Genomic DNA, 15,116 nt, shown 5'->3' with positions numbered 1-15,116 from the left:
CGATGGACTTCGCCTTCGACAAGGACACCGAGGAGCTGCGCGGACGCCTGCTCGCGTTCATGGACGAGTACGTGTACCCGGCCGAGCCCGTGTTCGAGGAGCAGCTGGCCGCGCGCGAGAACCCCTGGTCCACCGCGCCGGTGGTGCGCGAGCTCCAGGCCCGGGCGCGCGAGCGCGGCCTGTGGAACCTCTTCCTGGCCGGGCACCCCGAACACGGCGGGCTGTCCAACCTCGCCTACGCGCCGCTGGCGGAGATCACCGGCCGCAGCTCCCGGCTGGCCCCGATCGCGCTCAACTGCGCCGCCCCCGACACCGGGAACATGGAGGTGCTGACGATGTTCGGCACCCCCGAGCAGAAGAAGAAGTGGCTGGAGCCGCTGCTGAACGCCGAGATCCGCTCGGCGTTCGCGATGACCGAGCCCGCGGTGGCCTCCTCCGACGCCACCAACATCGGCACGAGGATCGTCCGCGACGGGGACGAGTACGTGATCAACGGGCGCAAGTGGTTCATCACCGGCGCGCTCAACCCCGAGTGCTCGGTCTTCATCGTCATGGGCAAGACCGACCCGGACGCCGACCGGCACCGCCAGCAGAGCATGGTCCTGGTCCCCCGCGACACCCCGGGGCTGACGGTCGTGCGCGGCATGACGGTGTACGGCTACCCCGACGGCGACCACGGCGGCCACGCCGAGGTGCTCTTCGAGGACGTGCGGGTGCCCGCGGAGAACCTCATCGGCGGAGAGGGCGAGGGCTTCGCGATCGCCCAGGCCCGCCTGGGGCCGGGCCGCATCCACCACTGCATGCGGCTGATCGGCATGGCCGAGCGGGCCCTGGAGCTGACCTGCCGCCGGGTGCTGGAGCGCACCGCCTTCGGACGGCCGCTGGCCGCCCAGGGCGTGGTCCGCGAGTGGATCGCCGAGTCGCGGGTGGAGATCGAGCAGCTGCGGCTGCTGGTGCTCAAGACCGCGTGGCTGATGGACACGGTGGGCAACAAGGGCGCGCACACCGAGATCCAGGCGATCAAGATCGCCACCCCGCGCACGGTGGAGAGGATCCTGGACCGGGCCATCCAGGCGCACGGCGCCGCCGGGGTCAGCCAGGACCTGCCGCTGGCGGGGTGGCTGGCCGGGGCGCGCTCGCTGCGGCTCGCGGACGGGCCCGACGAGGTGCACCTGCGCTCGCTGGGCCGCGCCGAGCTGCGCAAGTACGCCTGACCGCGGGAACGCGGAAGGGGCCGGGGGCTCTCCCCCGGCCCCTTCGCCGTGTGCGGGCCCCCGCGCCTATTCCTGCGGACGCAGCCCGGCGACGAGCAGGTCGGCGAAGTGGCGGCCGACGTCCTCGCCGGTGAGCGCGCCGCCCGGGTGGTACCAGGTGCTCAGGTGGTGGACCGAGCCGAAGAAGTAGTTGACCACCAGGTCCGCGGAGACGTCGCCGCGGAAGACGCCCTCGTCCTGGCCCTCCAGGACCATGTCGCGGAAGATCTCGTGGTAGCGGCGGCGCTCGCCGCGCACCTCTCGCTGCTTGTCCTCGCTGAGCTGGTGCATGGAGCGGAAGAAGATGACGGTGTCGTCGAGGTTGGCGATGCTGGTGACGATGACGTCGGCGGCGGCCGCGTGCACGCGCTCGGCGACGGGGGCCTCGCGCCGGGAGATGCGCACCAGGTGCTCGGTCTGCATGCGCAGGACCCGGGCGTAGACCTCGTAGAGGAGGTCGTCCTTGGATCCGAAGTAGTGGTACATGGCGCCCTTGGTGACCCCGGCGGCGGCCACGATCTCCTGGACGGAGGTGCTCTCGTAGCCGCGTTCGGCGAACAGGCGTGTCGCGGCGCCCAGCAGGCGTTCGGGCACCGCTCCGCGTCCGGTGCCCGCCTCGGCCGTGTGCCGTGCCATCGCCATGTCCCGCCTCACCTCGTCGCCCCCGCACCCGGAGGCGCCCCTGTACGTCCGACCCAGCATACCGACCGGATGGTATCGGTGCACGTGCACCAGGAGTCGCCCCGGTCACTCCACCAGGACGTCGACCGGCCTTCCGTCGGGGTCGGTGAACGTGTACCGGCCCGGGGCCAGGGCCGGGTCGGTGCGGCGCGCCGGGACCGCGAAGCCCAGCCGCAGCGCGCCGGTGGTCCGCTTCTCCGTGGCCGGGTACAGCTCCAGGACCAGGCCGCCGGCCAGGACGGCCGCGTGGTGCTCCGGCCCCGAGCCGTGCCGTTCACGGACGAACCGCAGGCCCAGCCCCTCGTAGAAGGCACGGCACGCGTCCGGGTCGGGGGTGAACACGACCACCAGCGAACCGCGGCTCTCGGCGCCCTCCAGCACGGCGCGGGCCCGCGCGTACTTGGCGCGCAGCCGCTCCGCCTGCGCGGCGGGCAGGGCCGCCAGCCTGGCCTCGTCGGAGTTGTGGGCGTTGTCGGCGAGTTTGACCAGGCGTCCGAGCGGGTCGGCGGCGGCGCGCGCGATGAGGTCGTCGTAGGCCTCGCCCGGGCGGCGGCTGACCGCCAGGACGGCGCGCACCGCCTCCTCCGGGCAGCCGCGGGCGCGCAGGTCGTCGGCGGTGATGCCGGTGTCCTCCAGCACGTCGTGCAGCACTCCCGCGATCTGCGCGTGCTCGCCCCGGCCTACGAGCAGGTCGCGGACCGCGAAGACGTGCTCCGTGTAGGGGCGGCCGGCCCGGTCGACCTGTCCGGCGTGGGCCCGGGCGGCCAGTTCCGATGCCTGGTCCAGGGTCAGTGCCACTGCGTCGCCTCCGCGGGGGTGTGGGGGCAGGGGGTCGACACCAGGGTAGGCGGGGCGGCGGGTCAGTGCTCCCGGAAGTTCGCGGCGTAGGCCTCGCCGGGCGGGATCTCGGTGATGACGTCGACGAGGATCCCGCCCGGGTCGGCCAGGATGAAGTGCCGCTGCCCGAACTCCTCGGTGCGGATCTCCCGTTCGGGGCGCAGGCCGCCGCGCACCACCAGGCGCTCCCACTCGGCGTCGACGTCCGCCACCTCGAAGTTGAGCAGGAGCCCCTGGGCGGGCCGGCGGAAGCCTTCGGGGACGGTGGGGTGGTCCGGGTCCAGCAGGGCCAGCTCGACGTCGGGCGGGCCGGGCCGGCGCAGGCTGATGTACCAGTCGGCGGCGAAGGTCTCCTCGAAGCCGAACCACGTGACGTAGAAGTCGCGTGACTCGCGCAGGCGGGTGGTGCCCAGGACCGGATAGAAGGAGTTCAGCCTCATAACGCTTCCTTTCACATACCTTCGGTATGCGAAGTAGAGTATTCGCGTACCGTCGGTATGTCAATGATCGGAGACCCCACCATGCCCGAGGCCACCGGGGCCCGCGCCCGGCAGCGCGAACAGACCCGCCGCACCCTGCTGCGCGAAGGCCGCCGCCTGTTCGCCGAACACGGCTACGCGGACGTGAGCCTCACCGGGATCACCACCGCCGCGAAGGTCACCAAGGGCGCGCTCTACCACCACTTCGACGGCAAGTCCGACCTGTTCGGAGCGGTCCTGGACCAGGTCCAGGAGGAGGTCGCCGCCGCGGTCGCGGCCACCGCCGACGCCGAGCCGGACCCCTGGGACCGGCTCACCGCGGGCTGCCGGGCCTTCCTGGCCGCGGCGACCGCTCCCGACGTGCGCCGGATCATGCTCGTCGACGGCCCGGCCGTACTGGGCTGGAGCGCCTGGCGGGAGATGGACGAGGCGAACTCCGCCCGCCACCTCACCGAGGCGCTCGCCGACCTGGCGGCGGCGGGCGTCCTGGCGCCCCGGCCGGTCGAGCCCGCGGCCCGCCTGCTGTCAGGGGCGATGAACGAGGCCGCGCTGTGGCTGGCCGACCCCGCCGGTCCCGGCGACCTGGACGCCGTGTGGGAGGCTCTGGAGCCCATGCTGGAGTCCCTGCGCGCGTCCCGCGGCCCGGACCGCGACCGGTAGGGTCGTGCCCATGCCGGAAGAGCGGGAGAACCAGGCGGGACAGGGGTTCCGGGACGACTTCATCCGACGCTTCGCGGAGCACTGGCAGGCCCAGGGCGGGCCCCGCTCCGAGGGGCGCGTCCTGGGCTACCTGCTGGTGGCCGACGACGAGGCGGTCAGCGCGGAGCAGATCGCGGAGGGGGCGGGGGTGAGCCGCGGTTCGGTGTCGCAGGCGGTGCGCCGCCTCCACAGGGCCGGGTTCGTGGACCTGGTCGAGACCCCCGGCGAGCGGACCCGCCGCGTCACCGTGGACGAGGACGTCTGGGGCGGCTTCCTGCGCAGCGAGCGCGCCTACCTGCAGCGGCAGCGGTCACTGGCGGCCGACGCGCTCGAGCGGCTCCCGGGGCTCAGGCCCCACGCCCGTGCCCGGCTGCGCAACATGTACGACTACATGACCTGGCTGGACGGCCACCACGACACGCTGCTCTCCCGGTGGGAGGAGTACAAGGCCGCCCGGAAGCGGTAGCCCCGGGCTCCCCCGCACCCGGACGGCTCCGGTGCGCCGGTCAGGCGCGCTCGTGCGGGATGACCAGCGGGGTGCGGGTGCGCGGGTCGGGCACCACGTCGCAGGGCAGGCCGAAGACCTCCTCCACCCGGTCGGCCGTGATGACCTCCTCCGGTGGCCCGTCGGCGACCACGCTCCCCCGGTTCATGAGCACCAGGCGGGTGGCGAACCGGGCGGCCTGGGCCAGGTCGTGCAGGACGGCGACGACCGTGCGGCCACGGCGGTGCAGGTCGGCGAACAGCTCCAGCAGGTCGTACTGGTGGGCGATGTCCAGGTAGGTGGTGGGCTCGTCGAGCAGCAGCAGCCCGGTGTCCTGGGCCAGGACCATCGCCACCCACGCCCGCTGGCGCTGGCCGCCCGACAGCGCCCCCACCCGGGCGTCGGCCAGGTCGGTGAGCCCGGTCAGCCCCAGGGCCCGGTCCACCGCCTCGTCGTCGGCCGGACTCCACTGGCGCAGCAGGGTGTGGTGCGGGAACCGGCCGCGGGCGGCCAGTCCGCGCACCGTGATGCCCTCGGGGGCGGTGGGGCTCTGCGGCAGCATCGCCATCCGGCGGGCCACCGCCTTGGCACGCTGGGCGCGGATGTCCGCGCCGTGCAGCAGGACCCGTCCTCCGACCGGCCTGTTGATCCGCCCCAGGGCCTTGAGCAGGGTCGACTTGCCGCAGCCGTTGGGGCCGACGATGACGGTGAACTCGCCCTCGGCGATGCTCAGGTCCAGGTCGCGCACGACCGGTTCGGCGCCGTACCCCAGGGTGAGGCCCTCGGCGGACAGTACCGGGTTCACAGGACTCCCTTTCGCCATTCGCGGATGAGCAGGTGGCCCAGGTAGACGCCGCCCAGGGCCATCGTGAACAGGCCGACGGGCAGCCCCTCGCCCACGGGCGACTGCTGCACGCCCAGGTCCGCGGCGGCCAGCAGGAAGGCGCCGGTGACCGCGGACAGGGCCAGGTGGGGGCCCGCCGCGCCGGTGAGGCGGCGGGCGATCTGCGGGGCGGTCAGCGCCACGAAGGCGATCGGCCCGGCCACGGCCACGGCCGCCGCCGACAGCACCACCGACAGGCCGATGGCCAGGGTGCGGGTGCGGGCCGCGGCGGCTCCCAGGGCGTCGGAGAGCTCGTCGCCCATCTCGTTGACGGCCACCGGGCCGGCCAGGTACAGCAGCAGCGGCAGCGCGAGCAGGACCGCGCCCCAGATGGTCGCGGCGTGGCCCCAGTCGCGGGCGCCCAGGCTGCCGTTGATGTAGGCCGACAGCACGCCGGCCTGGTCGCGGGCCATGACCGACACCACGAAGTGGGTGAACGCCTGGGCCATGGCGGCCACCCCGATACCGGCGACGATGAGCCGCCCGGGGTGGCGCAGCCCGGTTCCGGTGGCGGCCGCCACGAGGGCCATGGCCAGGACGGCGCCGGCCAGGGCGCCCGCGGGGACCGGGACGACGCCGGGCAGCAGCAGGGCGGCACAGGCCGCGCCCGCCCCGGCGCCTGCACCGAGTCCGATGACGTCGGGGCTGCCCAGCGGGTTGCGGGTGACGGACTGGAAGAGCGCTCCGGACAGGGCCAGTGCGGCGCCGGTGCCCAGTGCCACGGCCAGCCGGGGCCCGCGCAGGCGCTCGAACACGAACGCCTCGGTGCCCTCGCCACCGCCGGCGACGACGGCGGGGATCCGGGCCGGGGGGATGCCCAGGCGCCCCAGGGAGAGGGTGGCGACCGCGACGGCGAGCACCGCGAGCACCAGCAGCGCGCACCACAGGACGGAGCGGGGGTGGACGGGCAGGGCCACGGCCCGGCCCAGCCGCAGCACGGGCTCGCGGCGGGTGCGGGCGGGGGTGTCCGGGGTCCGCCCGGTGAGGGTCCGGTTCATGAGGTCGTCCGCATCTTCCGGACCGCGTACAGCAGCACTGGCGCGCCGACGAACGCGGTGACGACGCCGACCATGAGCTCGATGGGCCGTACCACCGTGCGCCCCGCCACGTCGGCGAGCAGCAGCAGGACCGGGCCGACCAGCAGCGCGAAGGGCACCTGGAGGCGGAAGTCGACGCCGACCAGGGCCCGCACGACGTGCGGGACGGCCAGGCCGACGAACGCGATGGGTCCGGCCGCGGCGGTCGCCCCGGCGGCGAGCAGCACGCCCGCGACCAGTCCGGCCGACCGGGTCCAGGCGGTGTTCGCCCCGGTGGCGGTGGCCGCCTCCTCGCCCAGGGCGAGGGCGTTGAGGCCGCTCATGGTGAGCAGGGCGAGCAGGGTCCCGGCGCCGATGACGGGCAGCACCGAGGCGATGACGTCGAAGCCGCGGCCGGCGAGGGACCCCACCACCCAGTAGCGGTAGCTGTCGAAGGTGTCGGGCATGCTGAGCGCGACCGCCTGGACGTAGGCCATGAGCACGGCGGAGACCACCGCCCCGGCCAGGACCAGGCGGACCAGGCCCGCGTCGCCGCCGCGGCTGCCGACGGCGTAGGCGGCCAGGCCGGCCAGCAGGGCGCCGGGCAGCGCCCACCACACGGTGGCGGTGACCGAGGTGGGGCCGAACAGGGCGGTGGCGGTGACCACGGCCGCGGCCGCACCGGCGTTGACCCCGAGCAGTCCGGGATCGGCCAGGGGGTTGCGGGTGACGCCCTGCATGAGGGTGCCCGCCAGGGCCAGGGCGGCCCCCACCAGGACGCCGAGGACGGTGCGGGGGACGCGGCTCTGCACCACGGTGGCGATGTAGGGGTCGGCCCCGCCGGTGAGCACCCGCCACACCTCCGGGACCGGGGTGGGCTTGCCCCCCGCGACGAGGCTGAGCAGGACCGCCCCGGCCAGCGCGGCAGCGCCCGCGCCGAGCATGAGCGCGGCGCGGGCGGAGCCGGACCGGGACGGCGTCGTGCGTGTCTTCACGGTCGCCTCACCGGTGCGGGTCAGTCGTCGATCTTCGCGGCGGCCTCTTCGATGAGGGGCACGTAGCGCTCCAGCGCCCACGGGACGGTGAGCGGGTTGATGATGGAGGAGCCGGTGACGAAGGGCTGGTCCTCGGGGGCGACGATGGAGCCGCGACCGACGGCGGGGATGGCCTGGTACAGCTCCTGGGCCTCGATCTCCTCGCGGTTCTCGGGGCTGCTGTAGAATGTGAAGACCAGGTCGCTGTCGGCGAGCTCGTCGGCGTTCTCCAGGCCGATGACGGCGGAGTCGGTGCCCTCGGTCTCGGGGAAGGTCTCGACGACCGGGTCGACGGTCAGGCCCAGGCCGCGGACCATCGCGACGCGCTGCTCGTCGGGGAGGAAGACGCCGAGGGTGCCGGGACCGGTGTTGTAGACGTAGGAGAAGGTCAGGTCCGCGAACTCGGGGTGGGCGGCGGCGGCCTCCTCGAACTGCGCCTCGATGCCGTCGATGAGGTCCCGGGCCTCGTCGGGCCGGCCGAGCGCCTCGCCGATGATCTCGATCTGCTGGTCCCAGTCGGTGCTCCAGGGCAGGTCGGGGTAGGCGACCGTGGGGGCGATGTCGGTGAGGATGTCGTACTGCTCCTGCGTGACACCGGACCAGGGGGCGAGGATGACGTCGGGCTCCAGCTCGATGATCGCCTCGAAGTCGATGTCCTCGGCACCGGCGAACTGGGTGGGGAGCTCGGCCCCGGCCTCGGTGACGGCCTCGTGGATCCAGGGGAGGTAGCCGGTCTCGTCGCTGCCCCACTCGTAGCTCTCGATACCGACGGGGACGGTGCCCAGGGCGATGGCGGTCTCGGCGGAGCCCTGGCCGAGCGTGACGATCCGCTCGGGCTCGGCGGGGATCTCGGCGGTGCCCAGGGCGCTCTCGATGCTGACGGGGAAGGCCCCGTCGGCCGTGCCGGCGGCGGGGGCCTCCTCCTCGGCGGGGTTCCCGCAGGCGGCGAGGCCCAGGGCCAGCAGGGCCGCGATTCCGATGCCGCCGGCGCGGCGCAGGGTGGAGTCCATGTGCACAGGTGCTTTCTCTGTGGGGATCGGCCGCACGGTGGGCAGGCGGCCGCTGCGCACGGGTCGGAAGACCCGGGGGTGGCGCAATGGGGCGGAGCGGGATGATCCCGGCAAACGAAGGTTAGTCTAACCTCACTTCCCCCGCATTTCAAAAAAGTTGAAATCACACCCCGGGCGGGCTCCCGCAGGTCATCGGCACGTCCGCCGGACTCACCGGGTCGACAGCACGCGCGACTCCCAGGGGCGCAGCGGGGCGAACAGCCCCTCCGGCTCCGGGTGGGTGCCCAGCAGGAGCTCCGGCCGGGGCCCGGCGACGGCCGGGTCCAGGTCCACGCCCACCGTGTCCCCGCTCCAGTTGGCGAGCACCGTCAGCACCGTCCCGCCCAGGGTGCGGGTGTAGGCGTACAGGGCCGGGTGGTCGGGCAGCAGCGGGGCGTAGGCCCCGTGCACGACCACCGGGCGCTCCTTGCGCAGCGCGATGAGACGCCGGTAGTGGTGGAACACCGAATCAGGGTCGGCCAGCGCCGCCTCGGCGTTGATCTCCGTGTGGTTCGGGTTGACCGCGATCCACGGGGTGCCGGTGGTGAACCCGGCGTGGGGCGAGGCGTCCCACTGCATCGGGGTGCGCGCGTTGTCCCTGCTCATCCGGGCGAACCCCGCCATCAGCCGCGCCTCGTCGGCTCCGGCCGCCAGCGCCCGGCGGTGGTGGTTGAGGGTCTCCACGTCGCGGTGGTCGGAGATGTCGGCGAAGGGGGCGTTGGTCATCCCCAGCTCCTCGCCCTGGTAGATGTACGGGGTCCCCTTCATCATGTGCAGCGTGGTGGCCAGGGTCTTGGCCGAGGCGACCCGGTGCTCCCCGTCGTCACCGAAACGGGAGACCGCCCGGGGCTGGTCGTGGTTGTTCCAGTACAGGCTGTTCCAGCCCCGGTCGGCCAGCCCGAGCTGCCAGCGGTCCATGGAGTCCTTGAGGCGGCGCAGGTCCAGCGGCACCGGGTCGAACTTGCCGCCGGGCCCGTGGTCGAGGTCCACGTGCTCGAACTGGAAGACCATGGACACCTCGCCGCCCACCGGGTCGGTGTGCTCCCGGGCCTGCTCCACCCCCACCCCCGGCATCTCCCCCACCGTCAGCACGTCCCGCCCGGCGAAGGCGGCGTCGCGCAGCTCACCGAGGAACTCGTGCAGCCGGGGCCCGTTGATGGAGTGCTCCGCGAACAGGCCGTACCCGCTCCCGGGCAGGACGGGGCCGTCGGGCAGTCCGGGGGCCTTGGACACGAAGTTGATCACGTCCATCCGGAACCCGTCGGCCCCCCGGTCCAGCCACCAGCGGGCGATGTCGTGCACCTGCTCGCGGACCTTCGGGTTCTCCCAGTTCAGGTCGGGCTGGCGGCGGCTGAACAGGTGCAGGTAGTACTCCCCGGTGGCGTCGTCACGGGTCCAGGCGGGACCGGAGAACACCGAGCCCCAGTTGTTGGGCGGGCCGCCGTCGCGGCCCGGGCGCCAGAAGTAGAAGTCGCGGTAGGGCGAGTCCGCCGACGCGCGGGCGTCGGCGAACCAGGGGTGCTCGTCGCTGGTGTGGTTGACGACCAGGTCCATGACGAGCCGCATGCCGCGCTCGTGCAGGCCGTCGCGCAGCCGGTCCCAGTCGGCCAGGGTCCCGAACCTGGGGTGGATGCCGCGGTGGTCGCTGATGTCGTACCCGTTGTCGTCCCAGGGCGAGGGGTACACCGGCGACAGCCACACCACGTCCACCCCGAGGGTGTGCAGGTGGTCGAGCCGGGCGATGATGCCCGGCAGGTCGCCCACGCCGTCACCGTCCCCGTCCTGGAAGCTGCTCGGGTAGATCTGGTAGACGACGGCGGACTTCCACCAGGGGTCGGCGGGGGGCTGGGGCATCGGGGTCTCCGGACGCTCGCAGGGGTGTTCGCCCCTGCTTCCTCCCCCGCCGCGTGCTCCGTCGAACCCCGGTTCCGCGGCCGGGGCGGGCCCGGACCCGCCCCGGTAGGGTGGCAGCGCCCGCGGATCGGGTGTACCGCGGCGGGACCGAGCACGAGGGGTGGCGCATGTGTCTGCACGGAACCGGTGAGACCGTCCGGGCCCGGACGGCCGGGCGGGCCGCGTCCGGGGGCGACCGGCCCCCGGTGGAGCGGACCGCGTGGCCGCGGAGCCACGGGAACGTCGCCGACCTCAGCCACGTGATCACACCGGCCCTGCCGGGGTGGGACGACGAGAAGCCGCGGCGGGAGACGGTCTGCGGACCCGCCCCCGACGGAGAGTTCGGGTTCTACGTGCAGCGGTGGACGCTGGGCGAGCACACCGGCACCCACCTGGACGCGCCCGGCCACGTGATCGGCGGGGGCCGCATGGTGCCCGACATCCGCCCGGAGGAACTGGTGGCCCCGGCCGCGGTCATCGACATCTCCGCCCGGGCCGCCGGGGATCCCGACACCGCCGTCACGGTGGACGACGTGCTGGCGTTCGAACGCGCGCACGGGGAGATCCCGCGCGGCGCGGCGGTGCTCATGCACTCAGGCTGGAGTGCCCGCTGGGAGCGGGGCGACGCGGCGGTGCGCGGCATGGACGCGGACGGGTCCTGGCACTTCCCGGGGTTCTCGGCGGAGGCGTGCGAGTTCCTCGTCTCCCGGCGGGGGATCGTCGGCACGGGGGTGGACACGCTCAGCACCGACCCGGCGGTCTCCACCGGGTTCGAGGCCCACGAGGTGCTGGGCCGCGCCGACCGGTGGGGCCTGGAGGCGCTGCGCGGCCTGGACCGGCTGCCGCCCGCCGGCGCCCTGCTCACGGTCGGCGTGCTGCCGGGCGCGGACGCCTCGGGCGGGCCCAGCCGGGTCCTCGCCCTGTGGTGAGCGGGCTCCTCACTCCCGCGGGGCCCGGTGGGCGGCGGGCCCGTCGGGGGTCCACTCCAGCAGCATGATGGTGGCGTCGTCGCTGAAGCTTCCGTGCTGGTGGTCGTGGATGGAGTGGATGAGGCGCCGCAGCGTCTCGGGAGCGGGCTCCTCGGCGGAGGTGGCGCGGATGATGAAGTCGGCGAACCCCTCCAGGCCGAACATGCGCCCCTCCCCGTCATGGGCCTCCGTCACCCCGTCGGTGTAGAGCAGGATCCGGTCGCCCGGCTCGAGCCGGGCCTCGTGCACGGTGCGCGCGCCGGTGTGCCCGTCGACCTCGGCCATGCCCAGCGGGAGCTCGGGAACGCGTTCCAGGGCGCCCGGGGACAGCCGTCCCCCGCGGATGAGGAGCGGGGCGGGATGGGCGCAGTTGACCCAGGAGAACAGGCCGCTGCCCAGGTTCAGGGTGGCGAAGACCCCGGTGCAGAAGTGCTCGGGCAGCCAGGAGCTCAGCGCCTCCTCCACCTCGGCGGTGAGGTCGCGCAGCCCCGCTCCGTTGCGGCGGGCGCTGCGGGCCCCCGCCATGGCCACCGACGCGGTCAGGCCGGAGGCGAGGTCGTGGCCCATCGCGTCGAGGATGGCCACGTGCAGGACGTCCTTGGTGATGGAGTGGTCGAAGGCGTCGCCGCCCAGCTCGTAGGCGGGCTCCAGGACGGCGGTGGAGACGCCGCGCGGGGTGCCCAGGGTGCGGGGCGGGAGGAAGGCGCGCAGCATCTCGGTGCGCAGGTGGACCGGGCGGGCCCGGGTGTGGCGGACGTAGGTGTCGCTGTAGGCGCGCTTGGACGTGATGACCAGGCCCAGCAGGGAGGCCAGGGTCTGGCAGCGGCGCAGCGTGGGCTCGTCGAGGTGGGCGGCCGACACGTACACGACGCCCATGCGGTCGGCGCCGTCGCGCAGCGGGAGCCACAGCTCGAGCAGGCCGTCGCCCTCGACCAGGCGCAGGGTCTCGGAGCGGTAGGCGCTGCCCGCGATGGTTCCGTCCACCTCGAGGGGCTGCCCCCCGGTGAGCGGGACGAGCATGCGCTGCTGGAGGTCGACCAGGTAGACGTTGACGCGGCCCAGGCCGATGACCGAGGCGTAGGCCTCGACCGCCTCCAGGACCTCCATCGGTCCGCGGTCGTGCACGGACCGGATCAATTCGCTGAAAAGGTACTCGCCCTGCGTGTCCGCCGGCACCATCGTGCGCCACCCCCTGACGCCATCTCACACCACGGACCCGGCGAAAGGGGTGGTGGCGGGACCGCGTGTCCCGGCGCGGCGCGCGGAGCGGCCCGAATTCTCTCCGCACCGCCAAGGCGAAAACCTTTCACGTACTGGCCGACACCGGACACCCCCGCCGGGCTTCGAAATCCCGTGAGAGCTGCGGGGAGCAGGGAATATCACCGCCGGGAAAACGTTCGGAGAAAAACCTCACACAAGGTTCTTTCTCCGGCCCGGGAGGCTCACAATGCTAAAGTCCCTCCGCGATACAACGTGGTTCGCGTTCCCCACAAAGAATCCCCCCTATCAAAAAGAGTGACCGAATGGACACGATCAGTATCGTCCTGGCCGACGACCACACGCTGCTCCGGGAGGCACTGCGCGAGATTCTGCACACGGAGGAGAAACTGTCGATCATCGCGGAGGCGTCCGACGGGGAATCGGCCATCGAATGCGTCACCCGGCTGACCCCCGACGTCCTGCTCCTGGACGTCGGCATGCCCGACCACGTACCGGTGGAGACCGCACGGCGCGTCCTGGCCGCCTCGCCCCGGACCTCCATCATCGTCCTGACCATGTACGACGACCCCTCCCTGGTCAAGGAGATGCTCAACGTGGGCGTCAGCGGCTACCTGCACAAGGACATCGGCCGCCGGGACCTGGTGGCGGCCATCCACCGGGCCGCCCACCTGCCCCGCCAGATCACCATGTCGGTGTCGCGCGAGAGCATCGTGTCGATGGACTCCCCCGGCGGCAACCCCCTGTCGGCGCGCGAACAGGAGGTGCTCGCACTGGTGGCGGAAGCGCTGAGCAACCGGCAGATCGCCTCCCGGATGTCCATCACCGAGGGGACCGTCAAACGGCACCTGCGCAACATCTTCGACAAGCTCGGCGCCGAGTCGCGCCTGGACGCCGTCAACAAGAGCCAGGCCCACGGGCACCACCGCTTCCCGCGCCCGCGCTGACGCCGCCCGCGCCGGGGCCCCGGCGCGGGCGGCCGGCGACCACCGCACCGTGCTAGACTATAGATAGCTTTGGTATCTATTGGGTGTGAGGCGACCGGCGCCCGGACACCGGAGAGGAACACGGTTCATGCGGGTCGGGGAGTTGAGCCGGACCACCGGGGTACCGGTGCCGACGATCAAGTACTACGTGCGCGAAGGACTCCTCCCCCCGGGCGAACGCACCAGCCCCAACCAGGCGCAGTACGGCGAGCACCATGTGCGGCGCATCCGCCTGGTCCGGGCCCTGGTCGAGGTGGGCGGCCTGTCCATCACCACCGCCCGCGACGTCCTCTCCAAGATCGACGCCCCCGAGCACGGCATGCTCGAGTCGGTGGGCAAGGCCCAGTTCGCGATGTCCAAGGCACCGCCGCGCCAGCCGGGGGACGAACAGGCATGGGAGGAGGCGGCCGGGCACGTCGACGGCCTCATCGCCCGGCGCGGCTGGCGGTCGGTGCCCACCAACCCCGCCCGACAGGTCCTCACCTCCGCCCTGGCCACCCTCATCAGGCTCGGCCAGGAGGACAAGCTCGCCCTGCTCGACGACTACGCCGCGGCCGCCGAGGACCTCGTCGAGGCCGAGATCGGGCTCCTGCTGAGCCGCCCCGACGTGGACAGCATGGCCGAGGGCCTGGTGGTGTGGACGGCCGTCGGCGACGCCGTCCTGAGCGCCCTGCGCCGTCTGGCACAGGAGAACGCCGCCACCCCCAGGCTGGAGGGCGTTCCGGCCGTCCACGCCGAGGAGGGCGGCGGCGCCTGAGTCGGCTCAGGCCGGCCGTTCCGCCAGCAGCCCCTCCAGACCGGCGACGGCCGCGGCCGTGTCGGTGAAGTGGAGGGCCCGCCACCCCGCCGCCTCCGCCCCCTCGCAGTTGGCCGCGAGGTCGTCCACCAGCAGGCACTCCCCCGGTTCGACGCCCGCCTCCGCGGCGGCCAGCTCGAAGATGCGCGGCTCGGGCTTGCGGGTGCCGACCTCGAAGGACATCACCACTCCGTCGAAGAAGGAGTACGGCACCATGCGTCGCCAGTGCCCGTCCCACGCGGGCGGCATGTTGGAGAGCATGCCCAGGTAGACGCCCCGCTCCCGGGCCCGGACCAGGGCCTGCTCCCACCCGGTGTTGGTCTCCCGCTCGTCGAACCACACGTCGGCCAGGCTGGTGATCCCGGCCCGCACCCCGTGCTCGCTCTCCATGACCTCGGCGACCTGGGCCAGCCACTCCTCCTCGGTCACCAGGGGCGTGTCCAGGGGCAGCATCATGTCGTCGGTGCCGTACCGGGCGGTCACCTTCAGCACGGCCTCCAGCAGCGGACCGGGCTCCAGGGCGTATTTCTCGCACAGTGCCGCGAAGGTGTCCTGCGGGGGCGGGGTGAGCACCCCGCCGAAATCGGTCCACACGGCCCGCACGCCATGTTCCTTCACCATCGTGATCCCCTCACTCGCCGTCCCGTCGAAATCCGACCCGATTCCAGGTCGGCGACACATTCTGGCGCCCCCGCGCGATCTCCCCGTCGAAGCCGCGTCAAAGCAATGTCCAGGGGGTGTGGAAAAGCCCTGGTCAGGAACTCAATTCCCTTGCCCCGGCCAATGGCGCGACCGGACCATGGAGCACGTCGGTACACGATCCCTCCGACGGCGGACAAC

Annotated in this window: 16 protein-coding genes; 6 read left to right on the top strand and 10 right to left on the bottom strand. The window is 73.2% G+C overall.

Annotated features, from left to right (window positions below; translation table 11 throughout):
• Nucleotides 1–2: 2 nt before the first annotated feature.
• A complete protein-coding gene (locus tag ACSUPR_RS26105; protein ID WP_436887356.1) occupies nucleotides 3–1,214 on the top strand; it encodes an acyl-CoA dehydrogenase family protein in 1,212 nt (403 codons plus the stop codon).
• A 66-nt stretch (nucleotides 1,215–1,280) separates the two neighbouring features.
• Here ACSUPR_RS26105 and ACSUPR_RS26100 read toward each other — a convergent pair whose 3' ends face one another.
• The 3 genes from ACSUPR_RS26100 to ACSUPR_RS26090 all read right to left on the bottom strand — a co-directional run bounded on the left by ACSUPR_RS26100 (nucleotide 1,281) and on the right by ACSUPR_RS26090 (nucleotide 3,211).
• Nucleotides 1,281–1,895, bottom strand: coding sequence for a TetR/AcrR family transcriptional regulator (locus tag ACSUPR_RS26100; RefSeq protein ID WP_436887354.1), 615 nt, complete (start codon nucleotides 1,893–1,895; stop codon nucleotides 1,281–1,283).
• A gap of 105 nt (nucleotides 1,896–2,000) precedes the next feature.
• Nucleotides 2,001–2,732, bottom strand: coding sequence for an HD domain-containing protein (locus ACSUPR_RS26095; protein WP_436887353.1), 732 nt, complete (start codon nucleotides 2,730–2,732; stop codon nucleotides 2,001–2,003).
• A gap of 62 nt (nucleotides 2,733–2,794) precedes the next feature.
• Nucleotides 2,795–3,211, bottom strand: coding sequence for a VOC family protein (locus ACSUPR_RS26090; protein ID WP_436887352.1), 417 nt, complete (start codon nucleotides 3,209–3,211; stop codon nucleotides 2,795–2,797).
• Nucleotides 3,212–3,292: 81 nt separating this feature from the next.
• Here ACSUPR_RS26090 and ACSUPR_RS26085 point away from each other — a divergent pair, with 81 nt between their 5' ends.
• A complete protein-coding gene (locus ACSUPR_RS26085; RefSeq protein WP_436892154.1) occupies nucleotides 3,293–3,910 on the top strand; it encodes a TetR/AcrR family transcriptional regulator in 618 nt (205 codons plus the stop codon).
• Nucleotides 3,911–3,920: 10 nt separating this feature from the next.
• The gene (locus tag ACSUPR_RS26080) at nucleotides 3,921–4,415 is read left to right on the top strand and encodes a GbsR/MarR family transcriptional regulator (protein ID WP_436887351.1); all 495 of its coding nucleotides are present in this window, start codon (nucleotides 3,921–3,923) and stop codon (nucleotides 4,413–4,415) included.
• 40 nt (nucleotides 4,416–4,455) lie between these two features.
• Here ACSUPR_RS26080 and ACSUPR_RS26075 read toward each other — a convergent pair whose 3' ends face one another.
• The 5 genes from ACSUPR_RS26075 to ACSUPR_RS26055 all read right to left on the bottom strand — a co-directional run bounded on the left by ACSUPR_RS26075 (nucleotide 4,456) and on the right by ACSUPR_RS26055 (nucleotide 10,269).
• Nucleotides 4,456–5,238: an ABC transporter ATP-binding protein gene (locus ACSUPR_RS26075; protein WP_436887350.1), complete on the bottom strand. Its 783-nt coding sequence runs from the start codon at nucleotides 5,236–5,238 to the stop codon at nucleotides 4,456–4,458.
• Nucleotides 5,235–6,314 (bottom strand): FecCD family ABC transporter permease, encoded by a 1,080-nt coding sequence (locus ACSUPR_RS26070; RefSeq protein ID WP_436887349.1) that lies wholly within the window; start codon nucleotides 6,312–6,314, stop codon nucleotides 5,235–5,237. Before ACSUPR_RS26070 ends, ACSUPR_RS26075 begins: the two co-directional genes overlap by 4 nt.
• A complete protein-coding gene (locus ACSUPR_RS26065) occupies nucleotides 6,311–7,276 on the bottom strand; it encodes a FecCD family ABC transporter permease (protein WP_436892153.1) in 966 nt (321 codons plus the stop codon). The genes ACSUPR_RS26070 and ACSUPR_RS26065 overlap by 4 nt, the downstream gene beginning before the upstream one ends.
• 71 nt (nucleotides 7,277–7,347) lie before the next feature.
• Nucleotides 7,348–8,376: an iron-siderophore ABC transporter substrate-binding protein gene (locus ACSUPR_RS26060; protein WP_436887348.1), complete on the bottom strand. Its 1,029-nt coding sequence runs from the start codon at nucleotides 8,374–8,376 to the stop codon at nucleotides 7,348–7,350.
• 210 nt (nucleotides 8,377–8,586) lie between these two features.
• Nucleotides 8,587–10,269 carry a glycoside hydrolase family 13 protein gene (locus ACSUPR_RS26055; protein WP_436887347.1) on the bottom strand — a complete coding sequence of 561 codons (1,683 nt, stop codon included), beginning with the start codon at nucleotides 10,267–10,269 and terminating at the stop codon, nucleotides 8,587–8,589.
• Between the two features lie 167 nt (nucleotides 10,270–10,436).
• Here ACSUPR_RS26055 and ACSUPR_RS26050 point away from each other — a divergent pair, with 167 nt between their 5' ends.
• Entirely contained in the window at nucleotides 10,437–11,237 is an 801-nt protein-coding gene (locus ACSUPR_RS26050; RefSeq protein ID WP_436887346.1) for a cyclase family protein, read from the top strand.
• A gap of 9 nt (nucleotides 11,238–11,246) precedes the next feature.
• Here the strand turns inward: ACSUPR_RS26050 and ACSUPR_RS26045 are convergent, their stop codons facing one another.
• Nucleotides 11,247–12,455, bottom strand: a complete 1,209-nt coding sequence (locus tag ACSUPR_RS26045) for a PP2C family protein-serine/threonine phosphatase (protein ID WP_436887345.1) — start codon at nucleotides 12,453–12,455, stop codon at nucleotides 11,247–11,249.
• A gap of 344 nt (nucleotides 12,456–12,799) precedes the next feature.
• Here ACSUPR_RS26045 and ACSUPR_RS26040 point away from each other — a divergent pair, with 344 nt between their 5' ends.
• Both ACSUPR_RS26040 and ACSUPR_RS26035 read left to right on the top strand, forming a co-directional pair.
• Nucleotides 12,800–13,441 (top strand): response regulator, encoded by a 642-nt coding sequence (locus ACSUPR_RS26040; protein WP_436887344.1) that lies wholly within the window; start codon nucleotides 12,800–12,802, stop codon nucleotides 13,439–13,441.
• A 127-nt stretch (nucleotides 13,442–13,568) separates the two neighbouring features.
• On the top strand, nucleotides 13,569–14,237 hold the full coding sequence (locus ACSUPR_RS26035) for a MerR family transcriptional regulator (RefSeq protein ID WP_436887343.1): 669 nt from the start codon (nucleotides 13,569–13,571) through the stop codon (nucleotides 14,235–14,237).
• Nucleotides 14,238–14,243: 6 nt separating this feature from the next.
• On the opposite strand, the gene ACSUPR_RS26030 is transcribed toward ACSUPR_RS26035, so the two are convergent.
• Nucleotides 14,244–14,897, bottom strand: coding sequence for an HAD family hydrolase (locus tag ACSUPR_RS26030; protein WP_436887342.1), 654 nt, complete (start codon nucleotides 14,895–14,897; stop codon nucleotides 14,244–14,246).
• Between the last annotated feature and the right edge of the window lie 219 nt (nucleotides 14,898–15,116).

Source organism: Nocardiopsis dassonvillei, assembly GCF_964273065.1.
Lineage (GTDB): Bacteria > Actinomycetota > Actinomycetes > Streptosporangiales > Streptosporangiaceae > Nocardiopsis > Nocardiopsis dassonvillei_B.
This window is presented reverse-complemented; position numbering and strand designations above follow the sequence as displayed.

Bases quoted from the DNA above. Each gene is read 5' to 3' on its own strand.
- ACSUPR_RS26105 (WP_436887356.1), top strand. From the start codon at position 3: ATGGACTTCGCCTTCGACAAGGACACCGAGGAGCTGCGCGGACGCCTG.
- ACSUPR_RS26100 (WP_436887354.1), bottom strand. From the start codon at position 1,895: ATGGCGATGGCACGGCACACGGCCGAGGCGGGCACCGGACGCGGAGCG.
- ACSUPR_RS26090 (WP_436887352.1), bottom strand. From the start codon at position 3,211: ATGAGGCTGAACTCCTTCTATCCGGTCCTGGGCACCACCCGCCTGCGC.
- ACSUPR_RS26085 (WP_436892154.1), top strand. From the start codon at position 3,293: ATGCCCGAGGCCACCGGGGCCCGCGCCCGGCAGCGCGAACAGACCCGC.
- ACSUPR_RS26080 (WP_436887351.1), top strand. From the start codon at position 3,921: ATGCCGGAAGAGCGGGAGAACCAGGCGGGACAGGGGTTCCGGGACGAC.
- ACSUPR_RS26070 (WP_436887349.1), bottom strand. From the start codon at position 6,314: ATGAACCGGACCCTCACCGGGCGGACCCCGGACACCCCCGCCCGCACC.
- ACSUPR_RS26065 (WP_436892153.1), bottom strand. From the start codon at position 7,276: ATGCTCGGCGCGGGCGCTGCCGCGCTGGCCGGGGCGGTCCTGCTCAGC.
- ACSUPR_RS26060 (WP_436887348.1), bottom strand. From the start codon at position 8,376: ATGGACTCCACCCTGCGCCGCGCCGGCGGCATCGGAATCGCGGCCCTG.
- ACSUPR_RS26055 (WP_436887347.1), bottom strand. From the start codon at position 10,269: ATGCCCCAGCCCCCCGCCGACCCCTGGTGGAAGTCCGCCGTCGTCTAC.
- ACSUPR_RS26050 (WP_436887346.1), top strand. From the start codon at position 10,437: ATGTGTCTGCACGGAACCGGTGAGACCGTCCGGGCCCGGACGGCCGGG.
- ACSUPR_RS26045 (WP_436887345.1), bottom strand. From the start codon at position 12,455: ATGGTGCCGGCGGACACGCAGGGCGAGTACCTTTTCAGCGAATTGATC.
- ACSUPR_RS26040 (WP_436887344.1), top strand. From the start codon at position 12,800: ATGGACACGATCAGTATCGTCCTGGCCGACGACCACACGCTGCTCCGG.
- ACSUPR_RS26035 (WP_436887343.1), top strand. From the start codon at position 13,569: ATGCGGGTCGGGGAGTTGAGCCGGACCACCGGGGTACCGGTGCCGACG.
- ACSUPR_RS26030 (WP_436887342.1), bottom strand. From the start codon at position 14,897: ATGGTGAAGGAACATGGCGTGCGGGCCGTGTGGACCGATTTCGGCGGG.